General features: G+C 61.4%; 14 protein-coding genes and 1 pseudogene. 6 read left to right on the top strand and 9 right to left on the bottom strand.

The window, feature by feature from the left end; genetic code table 11:
• Positions 1–18: 18 nt before the first annotated feature.
• Together AC0L37_RS03495 and AC0L37_RS03490 are read left to right on the top strand one after the other, a co-directional pair.
• The gene (locus AC0L37_RS03495) at positions 19–1,434 is read left to right on the top strand and encodes an alpha,alpha-trehalose-phosphate synthase (UDP-forming) (protein ID WP_282221997.1); all 1,416 of its coding nucleotides are present in this window, start codon (positions 19–21) and stop codon (positions 1,432–1,434) included.
• A 121-nt stretch (positions 1,435–1,555) separates the two neighbouring features.
• Positions 1,556–1,759, top strand: a complete 204-nt coding sequence (locus tag AC0L37_RS03490) for a hypothetical protein (RefSeq protein WP_282221998.1) — start codon at positions 1,556–1,558, stop codon at positions 1,757–1,759.
• On the opposite strand, the gene AC0L37_RS03485 is transcribed toward AC0L37_RS03490, so the two are convergent.
• The 4 genes from AC0L37_RS03485 to AC0L37_RS03470 form a co-directional block, all read right to left on the bottom strand.
• Positions 1,760–2,644: a 2-dehydropantoate 2-reductase gene (locus AC0L37_RS03485; RefSeq protein ID WP_282221999.1), complete on the bottom strand. Its 885-nt coding sequence runs from the start codon at positions 2,642–2,644 to the stop codon at positions 1,760–1,762.
• Positions 2,645–2,706: 62 nt separating this feature from the next.
• Positions 2,707–4,305 carry a DEAD/DEAH box helicase gene (locus tag AC0L37_RS03480; RefSeq protein ID WP_269371044.1) on the bottom strand — a complete coding sequence of 533 codons (1,599 nt, stop codon included), beginning with the start codon at positions 4,303–4,305 and terminating at the stop codon, positions 2,707–2,709.
• 404 nt (positions 4,306–4,709) lie between these two features.
• Positions 4,710–5,498, bottom strand: coding sequence for a molybdopterin-dependent oxidoreductase (locus tag AC0L37_RS03475; protein WP_282222000.1), 789 nt, complete (start codon positions 5,496–5,498; stop codon positions 4,710–4,712).
• Positions 5,495–6,343 carry a cytochrome b/b6 domain-containing protein gene (locus tag AC0L37_RS03470; RefSeq protein WP_473314296.1) on the bottom strand — a complete coding sequence of 283 codons (849 nt, stop codon included), beginning with the start codon at positions 6,341–6,343 and terminating at the stop codon, positions 5,495–5,497. The genes AC0L37_RS03475 and AC0L37_RS03470 overlap by 4 nt, the downstream gene beginning before the upstream one ends.
• A 266-nt stretch (positions 6,344–6,609) precedes the next feature.
• Here AC0L37_RS03470 and AC0L37_RS03465 point away from each other — a divergent pair, with 266 nt between their 5' ends.
• Together AC0L37_RS03465 and AC0L37_RS03460 are read left to right on the top strand one after the other, a co-directional pair.
• Complete coding sequence (locus tag AC0L37_RS03465) at positions 6,610–7,161, top strand: sigma-70 family RNA polymerase sigma factor (protein ID WP_249327553.1); 552 nt, start codon at positions 6,610–6,612, stop codon at positions 7,159–7,161.
• Entirely contained in the window at positions 7,158–7,796 is a 639-nt protein-coding gene (locus AC0L37_RS03460) for an NrsF family protein (protein WP_282222001.1), read from the top strand. Before AC0L37_RS03465 ends, AC0L37_RS03460 begins: the two co-directional genes overlap by 4 nt.
• A 73-nt stretch (positions 7,797–7,869) precedes the next feature.
• Here AC0L37_RS03460 and AC0L37_RS03455 read toward each other — a convergent pair whose 3' ends face one another.
• Positions 7,870–8,517, bottom strand: a complete 648-nt coding sequence (locus tag AC0L37_RS03455) for a ThuA domain-containing protein (RefSeq protein ID WP_212657051.1) — start codon at positions 8,515–8,517, stop codon at positions 7,870–7,872.
• 67 nt (positions 8,518–8,584) lie between these two features.
• Positions 8,585–9,046 (bottom strand): GtrA family protein, encoded by a 462-nt coding sequence (locus AC0L37_RS03450; protein ID WP_282222002.1) that lies wholly within the window; start codon positions 9,044–9,046, stop codon positions 8,585–8,587.
• 292 nt (positions 9,047–9,338) lie between these two features.
• Between AC0L37_RS03450 and AC0L37_RS03445 the strand changes: the two genes are divergently transcribed.
• Positions 9,339–10,943 carry a bifunctional metallophosphatase/5'-nucleotidase gene (locus tag AC0L37_RS03445; RefSeq protein ID WP_212657049.1) on the top strand — a complete coding sequence of 535 codons (1,605 nt, stop codon included), beginning with the start codon at positions 9,339–9,341 and terminating at the stop codon, positions 10,941–10,943.
• A 77-nt stretch (positions 10,944–11,020) separates the two neighbouring features.
• Here AC0L37_RS03445 and AC0L37_RS03440 read toward each other — a convergent pair whose 3' ends face one another.
• Positions 11,021–11,269 carry a GlsB/YeaQ/YmgE family stress response membrane protein gene (locus AC0L37_RS03440; protein WP_282222003.1) on the bottom strand — a complete coding sequence of 83 codons (249 nt, stop codon included), beginning with the start codon at positions 11,267–11,269 and terminating at the stop codon, positions 11,021–11,023.
• Positions 11,270–11,455: 186 nt separating this feature from the next.
• Here AC0L37_RS03440 and AC0L37_RS03435 point away from each other — a divergent pair, with 186 nt between their 5' ends.
• A complete protein-coding gene (locus tag AC0L37_RS03435; protein ID WP_269371049.1) occupies positions 11,456–11,977 on the top strand; it encodes a hypothetical protein in 522 nt (173 codons plus the stop codon).
• Between the two features lie 83 nt (positions 11,978–12,060).
• On the opposite strand, the gene AC0L37_RS03430 is transcribed toward AC0L37_RS03435, so the two are convergent.
• Together AC0L37_RS03430 and AC0L37_RS03425 are read right to left on the bottom strand one after the other, a co-directional pair.
• Positions 12,061–13,104, bottom strand: coding sequence for a Gfo/Idh/MocA family protein (locus tag AC0L37_RS03430; protein ID WP_269371051.1), 1,044 nt, complete (start codon positions 13,102–13,104; stop codon positions 12,061–12,063).
• A gap of 258 nt (positions 13,105–13,362) precedes the next feature.
• Positions 13,363–14,144, bottom strand: a pseudogene (locus AC0L37_RS03425) (ThuA domain-containing protein).
• Positions 14,145–14,192 lie beyond the last annotated feature (48 nt).

The raw sequence follows: 14,192 nt of genomic DNA, 5'->3' as shown, positions 1-14,192 counted from the left end.
GACGCCTGGGGGCACTGCATGAGTAGACTGATCGTTGTTTCGAACCGTACACCTGGCAAGGGCCCGGCGGCCGGCGGCTTGGCCGTGGCCCTGCGCAAGACCCTGGCCGAGCGCGAAGGTTTCTGGTTCGGATGGTCAGGCAAGCTCGTGGACGCCCCCTCCACCGAAGCGCGCTTTGAAGACATCGATGGCCTCTCCGTCGCCCAGATTGATCTCACCCGCTCCGATCACCACGCCTATTATGCCGGCTTTTCCAATTCGATCCTCTGGCCCAGCTTCCATCTGCGGCTCGATCTGGCGACCATTGAAGGCCATTGGTATGAAGGCTATCGCGCGGTCAATCAGCAGTTCGCCCGCGCCCTGCTACCCCTGCTCAAACCCGATGACATCATCTGGGTGCACGACTATCACCTGATCCCGCTGGCCAGCGAATTGCGCAATTTGGGCGCGCGCAACCGGATCGGATTTTATCTTCACATTCCTTTCCCCACCACCGATGCGCTCTACGCCATCCCGCACCATAATGAGCTGATGCGCGACCTGTCGCGCTACGATCTGGTGGGCATGCAGGCCAATCGCGACGTCTCGGCATTCACCGAGTTTGCCGATCACCAGTCGCCTTCCTCGATCTCCGGCAATCCGCTCAAATCGGTCGACTTCACCCGCAGTGAAACCGGCGCCTTCCCCATTGGCTCCGACCCCGACGCCTTTGCCAAAATGGCCGTCAGCCCAGCCGCGACCAAGATGATCCGCCGCGTCGAACGCGTACTGCCCGACCAGCGCCTGATCCTGGGTGTTGATCGCCTGGATTATTCCAAGGGACTGCCGCAACGCGTCGAAGCCTATGAGAAGCTGCTCTCCAACGACGCCCATTTCCGCCGCTCTGTCCACATGATGCAGATTGCGCCGCCATCGCGCGACAGCATCAAGGAATATCAGGAAACCAGTGACGCGCTCGACGCCATTTGCGGTCGCGTTATGGGCCGTTTTGCCGAGCCCGACTGGTCCCCGCTCACCTATGTCAAACGTGCCTATGGCCAACCCAGCCTGGCCGGGCTCTATCGCCTCGCCCGCGTTGGACTGGTGACCCCGCTGCGCGACGGCATGAATCTGGTGGCCCACGAATTTGTCGCCTCGCAGGACCCTGAAAACCCCGGCGTGCTGATCCTGTCGCGCTTTGCCGGTGCCGCCGAAATCTTCGACGACGCCATTCTGGTCAACCCGTTCGATACCGACGAGACCGCCGAGGCCCTGCGCATGGCGCTCGACATGCCGCTCAAGGAACGTATCGCGCGCTGGGAAACCCTGATGGCCGCCGCCCGCAAGCACAGCGTCGACAACTGGTCGCACAGCTTCCTCGAACGTCTGACCCCCTCGGATGAACGGCTCAGCTCGGCCACACGGGACATTCTCTACGTGTCCTCGGTGGCCTGACCTTGCCAAATGGTCATTCAGATCACGGCCTTGTAACGCCCCATCGGGGCGCTACGGGGTTATGCAAGGCTCAGTAATGTCGGCAAGCCGAACGCTCGGCGCGCCCGCACGAGGACTTGCCATGGTCGTGGGGACTGATCCACCGCCAGCACTGCAGTCGGATTTTCACTTGGTGGCAGCAATCGCGCCCCGGCAACCGGCGACAGCGTCCGTCGGCCTGCGCCAGCAGCGCCGCCGCCATGACACCGACGATCAAAAATATCTGAAAACGTCCGCCAGACGGCACATGAAAAAAGGCAGCGTCAACGCTGCCTTTTTGCCGTGATCAGGTCACCCAGGGACTGCCCGAGGCGGCCAGCAAGGTGACGAACAAGGCATTGATCGGCGTTGCGATGCCGTGCTTTTTGCCTAGCCGCACAATCACGCCGTTACGGGCATCAAGCTCCATCTGCCGCCCGGCAAAGCGATCCACCGACATCGAATTGCCCGCGCCTTCAGGCGCGTTGCGGGCGCCCTCGATAACGCCTTCAATCAGACTGTCGGGGATCACCGCGCCCTCTGCCCGCGCCACCGCAGCGCACTCGCTGACCAGCCCGCGCACCAGCACTTCAAGATCATCATTCCACACCGGCCCGGTCGAGCGCTGTGTTAGCGCCGTCACCGCGCCTGCACAGTTCAGGCAAAGCTTGCCCCAGGCGCGCGAATTCCAGTCCGCCACTGCCGAGACATCAATTTTGGTTTCACCAAACAGACCGACGAAGTCAGCACCATCGTCACCCTGGGGCACCACGATGCTGCCCAGGCGCTGCTGGATCATGCGGCCGGGCGCGGAACGGCTGGCCGGTATATCCACCACCGCCGGTACGATGGCCTGTCCCGGCAGCAGCGCGGCAAACCGGCTCACATGCTCAACCCCGTTTTGCAGCACTGCCACCCGCGTGCCCGGCCCCACCAGGGCGTCGAGCCAGACTTTGGCCGCTGCCACATCATAGGTCTTTGTCAGCACCAGCACCCAGTCAACCGGTTGCGCCAGCGCCGGATCGATCAGCACCTGGGGCGCTGCAGTTAGCGTACCCACCGGCGTCTCCACCCGCAGATCGACCAGCGGCGTGCGCGCGCACACGATCACCTCATGCGCCGCATTCTGGCAGAGCCAGCCCGCGATCGTGCCGCCCAGCGCACCTGGTCCAATAATTGCGATTTTTGTCATCCGTCCCTCCCGACAAAGAAAAAGGGCGGCCAGAGGCCGCCCTTTGTCAATTCCTGCAGTGCTTAGCCGTTGCTACGGCTCACGCGACCTGCGTCCTTCTGTGACTTGCCCCAGCGCTGCTTGGGCTTGCCGCCGACGGGCTTGGCACCCATTGGCTTGCCCGTTTCCATGTCGCGGCGAACGCCACGGCCTGGCTGGGCGTGATCAGGGCGCGTACGCGCCACATCGCCACCGCGCGAGCGCTGGCCTTCACCAACTGGACGCGAACGCTGGCCTTCACCCGCTGGACGGGTGCGCTGCCCCTCGGCAGCCGGACGGCTGCGCGGAGTATCGCTTGGCTGACGATGCGGCTGGGCCTGGCCACCGCCTTCTTTGCCGAACTCGGCAAAGGGACGACGCTCGGCTGGCGAACGACGATCACCCGGCGCCTTGCGCGGGTTCTTGTTCGAACGCGGACCCGGACGGCCACCCGAAGGCTTCTTGTAGGCCGAGCGCGGTGCTTCCACCACGCCGGTGTCATTGGCCAGATGCAGATCGCCGGTATAGGGCAATGTGCGGCGGATCAGGCGCTCGACATCGCGCAGCTTGCCGCGCTCGGTGCCATCGCACAGGGTGATCGCCTGACCCGATGCGCCGTTACGGCCAGTACGGCCAATACGGTGCACATAGTTTTCCGGATCGTCTGGCAGTTCGTAATTCACCACATGGGTGATGCCGGGAACGTCAATGCCGCGGGCCGCGATATCGGTCGCCACCAGAATACGCACATCGCCGCTCGAAAAGCCCTTCAGGGCTGCCTGGCGGGCGTTCTGGCTCTTATTGCCGTGGATCGCTGCAGCCTTGTGGCCGTCAATCTCGAGGTTCTTGGCAACCCGGTCGGCGCCATGCTTGGTGCGCGAGAAGATGATCACGCGCTCCATGGCTTCTTCTTCGTTGGCCAGCAGCTCATTGAGCACGCCACGCTTGGCCTTGGAGCCCGACAGGATCACGCGCTGGTCAATCTTGACCACGGTGGAGCCGGCAACCGAAGCATCAACGCGAACGGGCTCGTTCAGCAGTGACTTGGCCAGATCGGCCACTTCAGGGGCCATGGTGGCCGAGAACATCATGGTGTGGCGGCGATGGCCGATAGCCTTGGCGACGGCGCGAACAGGAGCGATAAAGCCCATGTCGAGCATCCGGTCGGCTTCGTCGAGCACCAGCCAGCGGGTCTCCGCCAGCTTGATCTTGCCGTCATCCATCAGATCCTTGAGGCGACCAGGGGTCGCTACAACGATATCAACGCCGCGCTCGAGGCGCTTGACCTGATGGTAGCGCGACACGCCGCCAAGCAGCAGCACGGTATCGAGCTTCATCTTGGTGCCGGCGAACTTGCGGATGGCTTCGTCGATCTGCACGGCCAGTTCACGCGTTGGAGCGAGAATGAGCGCGCGGGTGGTCAGCGGGCGCGGGCGACCGTTCAGGGTCAGCAGGCCAGCCAGAATGGGCAGGCCAAAAGCGGCCGTCTTGCCCGAACCAGTCTGGGCAATGCCCATCATGTCGCGACCTTCAAGCAGCTTGGGAATGGCCTGGGTCTGGATTTTGGTGGGCGTGGTGAACCCGGCCGCAGTCAGGCTGTCGGTCAGGAGTTCAGGAAGGCCCAGAGAAATAAAGTCGTTCAAAGAACATGTCTTTCTGCGCCGGATTGGCGCTGCGACGCGCGCAGAACACTGCAGCGCGCGTGTCGCCATTCACACATGCGAATGGCGGGTCAACAGATGCAATCGGGCGATAAATTGGGGGTATCGCGCGGGTGCTGGCTCGAACCCGGACAAATTGTTTCCGGGCTGACTTCGCCGCTCACCGCAAGGGGATAAGAAGTGAAGTCCGTCGCTGGTCTATATGCTCAACACGTGGTTGCAGCTGCGACGATGAGGCTGATATGGGCCAATAGGCCTGAAATAGCAAGTCTATTCGCCCCCGGCCACCGCATGGCGGGGCTGCGTTTGACGACGCAGGTACCGCACCAACGTCTTTGCACCATCTCTCTGGCAGTGCGCGGCTGGGCCTGTGGCGGCCGAAATCCTCAGATCCCGCCATACCAGTCATAGCCGACATCGGGCCAGTAGCCGCCCTTGCCCTTGCCGAAGCTCGACAGATCATCAACCAGTTCGATCGTGTGCAGATATTTCGGCTGCTTGTAGCCCAGCGCCCTCTCGATACGCAGGCGAATGGGTGCCCCATTGGCCACCGGCAACACCTGATCGTTCAGCCCGTAGCTCAGAATGGTCTGCGGGTGATAGGCGTCCACCAGATCCGAGCTTTCATAATAGAGAATGTCGCCGGTCAGCGTCCGCTGGATATTGTCAAAGCAGTGATAGACGGCGAAGCGCGCGCCCGATTTTACCCGCGCCATGTCCAGGATCGGGCCGAGTTGGGTGCCGGTCCATTTGGCAATGCAGCTCCAGCCTTCCACGCAGTCATGTCGGGTAATCTGGCTGCGCGCCGGCATGTTGCGCAATTCATCCAGTGTGAACTCGAGCGGCTGCTCCACCATCCCGGTGATCTTGAGCTTGTAACTGGCAAAATCCTGCGCCCGCAGGAACCGGTATTCCGCCGTGGTCGGATCAGTGGACCCGTTGGGCCGCTGACCCTGCCGGATTTCGCTGGCCGAATATTCACGCGCCAGCGCCTGATCCCCGACCAGGGCCCGCTGCACATTATAGGTGAGCACATTGGCCTGCTCCATCACCTGGCGCACCTGGTTCTCCTTGGAGCCCAGAAAGTCGAACTGGTTACAGCCAGCCAGAACCAGCCCCGACCCGGCCACAGCCGTGCCGCGCAGGAAATTACGCCGCGTGATGATGCCGCTCATGGCTTGTCTCCTTCGCTTCCCGGTGTCCCCGGGCTGGCGCGATACCAGCCGGTGATCATCGAGCGCAGCTCGTTGATCGGCCCGGCGGCCACAACCATGATGATATGCACGATAAAAAACGTCACCAGCAGCACCATCACGCCGAAATGGATGGTGCGGGCTGTCTGCCGCCCCCCGAAGATATCCAGCAGCCAGGGCCATCCAGCATCCATGGTGGGACTCATCGTCAGCCCGGTCAGCACGATCAGCGGGAACAGGATGAAGAACACCCCGAAATACGAAATACGCTGCAGCGGGCCGTATGTTCGCCCATGTTTGAATTTGAGTGTGGCGTGGTCGGCCACATCGCGCGGCACCGCGGCCAGATCGCGCGGCCGCACCAGAATATCGCGCTTGATATGGCCGTTGATGAAGCTAGCCAGGAACCACACGAACATCGTCGCCACGAACACCCAGGCAAAAAAGAAATGCACCACGCGTCCGGTCGCCAGATCGCGGAACGAAGGTATCGTCACCGAACCGGGAAAGCCGACAAAGGCCGGACGCTCGGCCGTGCCGCTCATGCCCAGCACGCCGGTGGTGTCAAACTCGCGGCCGAACACAGTGGTCCGTCCGCGCGGCCCCTCGGGCGTATTGACCGCTCCGATATCAAGAATGGCATTGTCGAACGCAAAGCCCGATTGCTGCCCGATATAGAGCGTGGGATGTGCGTTGAAGATCTGCAGCCCGCTCAGCAACAGGAAAAACAGGCAGATTGCCCAGATCCAGTGCGTACCCCGGGTCCAGATCGACTGGCGATAGATCAGCGGCCCTTTGGCAGCCGGCTCGTCTGTTGTGTCAGCCATCTCTTCCCCAAATCGATCCCGGACCAGATCCTGTGCATTATGAGTAACGGGTCTGCGCAGGGCAAATGACGATTAACACGCAGATGTTACGGCTTTTCCGGTGCATTTGTTGTCCTGAGCCCCACCTATCGGCGTGTCCATGCCCTGCTATTCGCGGCGCTTTGGGCCTGCGTTACCCGATCACGGGCTCGTGATCGGCGATTGGGCGTTCCAAACGTGTTCGCTGCCATGTAACCATATGGCTGCACGGAGCGAATGAGTGAACGATGCAGACTGATCCGACCGAGACGCGTTTGCGAGAACTGATGCTCGCATCGCTGGACGGCGACGCGGCGGCATATCGCGCGCTGCTGGCCGATCTTGGCCGCCACCTGCGTCCCTATTTCACCCGGCGGCTCACCCCCGCTTTCGCCTCGCACGCGGAGGATCTCGTGCAAGAAACACTGCTCGCTATCCATACCCGCCGCATGACCTATGACCGCACCCGTCCGTTCACCGCCTGGCTGCATGCCGTGGCGCACCACAAATTTGTCGATCACGTGCGCCGCCAGTCCATCCGGCTGACCGTACCGCTTGAGGACGATGCCCCCATTTTTGCCCATGATGACCATGCCGATGCGACCGCCAAACGCGATCTTGACGTCGTGCTCGACGCCGTGCCCGAGCGCACCAGCGACCTCATTCGCCGCACGCGGGTGCAAGGCGCCACTATTGCCGAAGCCGCCGCGCATCATGGCATTACCGAAACGGCCGCCAAGGTCTCCATCCACCGCGGCCTCAAATCGCTGGTTTCCCGGTTTTCGGGAGGCGAGAAATGACTGACGAGCTGATCGACCGCCTCTCGAGCGACCTCAAGCCCGTCCGACACAACGCCCTGCCCCGTCTTGTCGTGGGTGCCGTCATGGCCAGTGGCGTGGTGGCGGCCATCGCCATGCTCGCCTGGTTGGGCACCCGAGCCGATATCGCCACGGCACCGGGCACCATGATCTTCTGGACCAAGTTCGGCTATACGCTGGCCCTGGCTGTGCTGGGTGGCGTGGCAACGCTCGCATTGTCGCGCCCCGATGGCGCCATTCGCTGGCCCTGGCTGGCCGCCCCGCTGCTGCTGCTGGGCGTCTTCATTGCCGCCATCGTGCAACTGGCGGGCGCCGAGCCCGACGAAATGATGCCGCTGGTGATCGGCGGCACCTCGCTGGTCTGCCCCTGGCGCATTGTCGCGCTGTCAGTGCCCGTGCTTGTCGCCCTGCTGCTGGCCCTGCGCCGCCTCGCGCCTGCCAACCCGACACTGGCCGGTCTGGCCGCTGGCCTGTTTGCTGGCGGCACCGGCGCGTGGATCTATTCCTTCGCCTGCGGCGAGAACGGCGTGATGTTCCTGGCCCTCTGGTACACGCTGGGCATTGCCGTGGTGGCCGGTCTGGGTGCGCTGCTCGGCCGTTTCCTGCTGCGCTGGTAGCGCACGCCGACAAAAACAAAAGCCCCCGGATCGCGCCGGGAGCTTTTTCGTTGCTGCAACGCTATTGGGGGCATTAGCCCTCGCGCGCGGCCCAGTTCATGCCACGGCGCATCATGGTTGCCATTTCGCGGTTCTCGAATTCCTTGGCGCGGTGGCCCAGCGTCGAATGGAATACCCGGCCCTTGCCATACAGATGCTTCCACACCACGGGCATCACCACACCATCAATCCACGGCGCATGCTCGCCATTGAACGTGGTCGTCGCCAGCACATGAATGGCCGGGTCGACATGCATGTAATATTGCTCGGAATTGTAGGGGAACGACTTGATCCCCTCCATCACCGGGTCCGCCGCATCGGCAACATCGACGGTGTAGTCAATGATATCGCCCGGATGCGCCACCCACTGGCCGCCAATCATGAACTGATAGTCCACCGACTCGCGGAACGCATCGCTCATGCCGCCATGATGGCCGGCCAGTCCGACGCCGTTCTGGACCGCCTTGGTGAGGTTGGCGACCTCTTCCTTTTCGATCTTGCTCATCGTGAAAATCGGCACGATCAGCGACAGGTCATGAATGGATGGGTCAGCAAATGCGCTGGTTTCAGTGGCTGTGCGCACCGAGAAGCCATCCTCATGCAGCCAGCGCCGATAAATGGCGGCGCACTCCTCGGGATCGTGACCCGACCAGCCGCCATAAACAATCAAAGCAGTCTTCATGCCGCATACTCCCGCAAATCAAACGTCGCGGAGAATACCTGACTGAACTGGTATTGAAACCCCAGTCCTACATTGCCAATGCAATGCCGGCCCGATCTTGTGCGAAAGCCCAGCTGCGCAGCACCACATAATTGACCGCTGCGGTCAGCACCACCACCACAATCGAGGCCAGTACCGTGGGCAGTCCCACAATGTTCAGCGCGCCGTAGGAAAACATGGCCGCCAGCACCAGCGCCATGGCTTGCACGGCCAGATAACGCGGCAGCGCCTGGCGATGCGCGGCATCCGATCCAAATGAGTAGCGGTGATGCATCAGATAGACCGGCAGGATCAGCACCGCATAGCTCAGCGTATTGACCAGCCAGTCGGCCAGCCCGGTCTGCATCCAGATCGTCACGCTCGACAGCACCACAAAGGCCAGCGCCCCACCCGCACCAACGCCGATAAAACTGAACACGCCAAGCCAGTCGTGCCGACTCTGGGCCGGACGGGGTACATCGCGCATCAGGCTCTCAAGGGCCGCACTCATGGGTTTGTTGGATCCGTTCTGGTTGGCGTCAGGCCACATTATGGGCGCCGCTGCCTTTAGCCTGCGTTACGGCCTAACACTGTTTTGCGCCATGGTTGAAAAAACCTGAAGTCACACGAATGCATGCAAACCATGACATTTGACCAAAAGGTCCACTTTTCACTGTCACAAAAGACTGGTTAACTCATTGCTCGACGTGGCTGGACCGCACTGACCCGATGGCACATCGCTCCAGGGTCAGCGCGCACCGCTGCGGGACAGAATGGCCGTCAAGCAAACAAGGATAACAGGGATGAAAAAACTACTTCTCGGCGCTACGGCGCTTACCCTCTGCGCTGGATTTTCCAGCGTTGCCCACGCGGATTTCACGCTGAATATCCTCCATATCAACGACTTCCACTCCCGCTTCGACCCGATCTCGAAATACGACGCGGACTGTAATGCCGAGGACGATGCGGCTGGCGAATGCTTTGGCGGTATCGCGCGCCTCAAGACCATCATCGATGACACCCGCGCCAAATATGCAGACGGCAACAGCCTGCTGCTGTCGGCCGGCGACAATTTCCAGGGCTCGCTCTACTACACCACCTACAAGTCCAAGGTGGTCTCGGATTTCTTCAATCAGATGGGTTTTGACGTCGTTGCCACCGGCAACCACGAATTCGACGACGGTCCCGCTGAATTCATGAAGTTTATCGAGGCAGCCGAATTCCCCATCATTGGCGGCAATTTCGACGTCACCCGCGATGAAAACCTTGCTGGCAAGATCAAGGGCTCCATCGTCGTTGAAGTTGGCGGCGAAAAGATCGGCATCATCGGCGCCACCACCGAAGATACCCCCGACATTTCCTCGCCCGGCGATGATGTCGAGTTCACCGACATCATCCAGTATGTCCGCGGTGCCTCCGAAGCGCTCGACGCCGCTGGCGTCAACAAGATCATCGTGCTCAGCCACATCGGCTACACCGTCGACATGGATCTGGCAGCAGCCCTGCCACTGGTCGACGTGATCGTGGGTGGCCACAGCCACACACTGCTCTCCAACACCGATGAAAACGCCGCTGGTCCCTACCCCACAATGGTCACCAATCCAGACGGCATTGAAGTCGCCGTGGTTCAGGCCAACCAGTATGGCAAGCATCTGGGCGATATCGCCATCACCTGGGACGACAACGGCGTTGTCACCAAGGCTGAAGGCGAACCCTACCTGATCGACGCCTCGGTCACCGGCAATGAAGACTTCAAGGGTCAGCTCGCCGAACTGGCAGCTCCGATTGCTGAAGCCATGAACGTGGTCATCGGCACCACCACCACCCCGATTGAAGGCTCACGCGATGTCTGCCGCGCCATGGAATGCACCATGGGCAATCTCGTCGCCGACGCCATGCTTGATCGCGCTTCGGGTCAGGGCGCATCCATCGCCATCCAGAACGGCGGCGGACTGCGTGCCTCCATCGACGAAGGCGAAATCACCATGGGTGAAGTCGTCACCGTGCTGCCATTCTCCAACACGCTGGCAACCGTGCAGATCAGCGGTGCCGACGTCATCGAAGCGCTCGAAAACGGCGTCAGCGATGTCGAAAACGGTGCAGGTCGCTTCCCACAGGTTGCCGGTCTGAAATACACCGCCACCCTGACCAATGCCGCTGGCGAACGCATCAGTGACGTCATGGTTGGTTCGGGCGACAGCTACGCGCCGATCGATGAAGACGCCACCTATACCGTGGTCACCAACAACTACATGCGTGGCGGCGGCGACGGTTACGGCACCTTCGCTTCGGGCGACAACCCATACGACTTTGGCCCACCACTTGAGCAGGTCCTGGCCGACTACATCGCCAAGCTCGGCGGCGAGTACACGCCAATGACCGATGGCCGTATCACCATCGTCAACTGATCCGATCCCTCAGTTGCAAACACGAAGGGCGCCCATCGGGCGCCCTTTTTACTGCAACCTGTTCAGCCTGCTGATGCCTAGCGACGCGCCAACTGCGTCCAGGCCAGCAAGATGATCACCGCCCCCAGGATCGAGGCGATGAAACCAGCGCCATCACCGGCGCCATACCAGCCAATGGCCTGCCCCAGCCAGGTCGCCAGCAGCGAGCCGACAATACCCAGCACGGTGGTCAGGATGAACCCGCTCGGCCTGTTGTCGCCCGGCGTGATCCATTTGGCGATCAAACCGGCCAGAAAACCAACGATGATGGCCCAGAGTATTCCCATAGTGACGCTTCCTCTTGTGTACCCGTATTATTTGGAACGCGTGCAACGGGTTACAAGATGCACACTATGGCAAAAATGTGCCTGACATTTTTCATTTCGTGATCGAAATTCCTGCAACCAACGTCGCCGTTCATCATTGTCTCGACTGTCCAAGTGGGGGGCATAACCCACCTTAGGAGAGACCAAATGAACAAGACCATTCTCGCAACCACCATTGCAGCCCTGATGTCCGCAAGCGCCCTGCCTGCTCTGGCACAGGATGCAGCTGTCGGTGTCGATGCTGGCGCCGGCGTCAACGTTGAAACCCCAGCTGGCGATGCCGGTGCGGACGCAACTGTCGGTGCTGATGCCAACGCATCGACCAATGCCATGAGCACCGCTGCCGATGCGGCTGATCACAGCTACGCCTCGGTGACCGCGGCTATCTCCGGTTCGGCCGATGTCGACCTCAGCGCCATCACCGATGAAGCCCAGGTCAATATCGTCCTGCTGTCTTCACTTGAAGGCGACGCAGCCACCGAAGCGGCTGGCATCGACAGCGCCATCGCGGCCAATGCCGAAGGCGCAGCCACGCTGCACGACAATATTGACGGTAATGCCGCCATCAAGGCCAAGCTGGAAGCCCAGGGCTTTGCTGCTGACGACGTTGTCGCCGTGCACAGCCAGGCCGATGGTTCGGTCACCGTTTATGTCGATGACCGCGCCTAAGCGATCATCACCCTGAAACGGGAAACCCCGGCCTTCCGGCCGGGGTTTTTTCTTGCCTGAACCACCGCTTGACGCAGCGGGGTCTAGACCTTGAGCTCCAGCCGATCGCGGTCAGACGCAGTCGCCAGATCCAGCACGGTCTGGATATTGGTCGCGTGGCGGAAGCTGGGCTCGTCATTCTTGCCCGCCCGCACCGCATCGACAAAGCGCATGTAATTGGTTGGCACCGGATCCACCGCCACTTCTGTCCAGGTGCCGGTTTCCGCATCGTCGCCCAGACAGGTCAGCAGCTTGCTCCAGTCATGGCGGTGCTGCACTTCCACCGAGCCCAGTTCGCCATAAACCCGCAGCCGCAATTCATTGAAATGCCCGGTCGCCCAGCGCGTGGCATGGATCACGCCCAGCGCCCCGTTCTCGAGCTGCGCCGTCATGGCGAAGCTGTCATTGGCATCCAGGTCATATTCGCCAATCCGGTTGTTTTCGGCCTTGTCGAAGGTTTCGAGCCGGCAGAAGACCTTGGAGAAATCGCTACCCGCACCAAAGGCCGCAAAGTCCAGAATGTGCACGCCGATATCACCCAGCACGCCGTTCGAGCCATGCTTTTTCGATAGCCGCCACAGCCACTGGCTTTCAGTGCGCCAGTCGCCCCAGGCCTTGGACACCAGCCAGCTCTGCAGATAGCTGGCCTCGAAATGCTTGACCTTGCCCACCGCGCCGGACTGCACGATCTCGCGCGCCTTTTGCAGCTGGCTGACATTGCGATAGGTCAGGTTGACCATGTTGATCAGGCCCATCTGCTCGGCCAGCTCGGTCATTTCCATGGCCTTGGTATGATCGGTCGCCAGCGGCTTCTCGCAGAACACATGCTTGCCCGCCCGCAGCGCCGCCATGGTGGTCGGGTGATGGATCGAGTCAGGCGTCACATTGGCAATGGCGTCAAACTGGCCCCAGGCAATGGCCGCATCCAGCGAGCCGAAGCCGCGTTCAATGCCATGCACCAGATTGAACGCCTCGACCCGTGCCGGGTCCACATCCACCCCGCCAACCAGGGTCACCCCGTCAATGGCAGCAAAGTGCTTGGCATGGGTGTTGGCCATGCCACCAGTCCCCAGAATGAGCAGACGCATATTCTTGATCCTTCGGCGACCCCACGGTCACCTCTTTTAGGAGTTGTTGTCGATGTCATGCCGGCGCAGGCCAACATGACATCCTCAGAGTTTTTTGGCCCGGCGTACCGGTGTGCCATCCACTTCTGCGTGGCGCACATCAAAGGGCCGATATCCCGGTCAGGTTCGTGTAGAGGGCTCACCCTCACCAAACCGCGAGTGGACCGCCGCGCAGGCCATGGTCCGCTCGGGCTGTCTCACCTGGACATCGGCATTGCCCTATTTGAAGCCTTCTTCGCCGTCGTGATGCAGCTTGGGCCCGCGCTCTTCGATCTTTTCGAGTGCCTGATCCACCGGTGTGTTGGGGGCATCGAGCAGCTCGGGATGCTGGCTTGAGTTATACGCCCAGTTCACCGCATTGCGCAGCACCAGGCCGACCGTGTCATCGTGATAGGTCGGATAGGTTTCGTGCCCCGGGCGGAAGTAGAAGATATTGCCTGCGCCCCGACGATAGGTCAGTCCGCTGCGGAACACCTCACCCCCTGGAACCAGCTGACGAACACCGTTTCGAGCGGCTCTGGCACGCTGAAGGGCTCGCCATACATCTCTTCCATTTCCAGCTCGAAAAACGCTGGCAGGCCCTTGGCGATCGGATGACCCGGTGTGGTCACCCACAGCCGCTCGCGCTCGCCCGCTTCGCGCCAGTGCAGCGCACAGGGCGAGCCCATCAGGCGCTTGAAGATCTTCGAGAAATGCCCCGAATGCAGCACGATCAGCCCCATGCCTTCCCAGACCCGCTGGGCGATCCGCTCGACGATTTCGTCGGCCACATCGCCATGGGCGGCATGCCCCCACCAGATCAGCACATCGGTTTTGGCCAGCGCCTCCACGGTGCAGCCATGTTCAGGCTCCTGCAGTGTGGTGGTCTTGGTCACGATATTGCTGTCGCTGGCCAGCAGCTTGGCAATCTGGTTGTGCATCCCCTCGGGATAATTGTCAGCAACGACCTTGTTCTTCTGTTCGTGGACGTTCTCGCCCCAGACCAGTGTGCGGATAGCCATGGGAATTCTCCTTTGATGGTGTCGCAGACAGGCGCGACACGACAATCT

This window comes from Devosia sp. J2-20 (genome assembly GCF_055808475.1).
The sequence above is the reverse complement of the archived record's forward strand: the minus strand, read 5'-3'. Positions and strand labels throughout refer to the sequence as shown.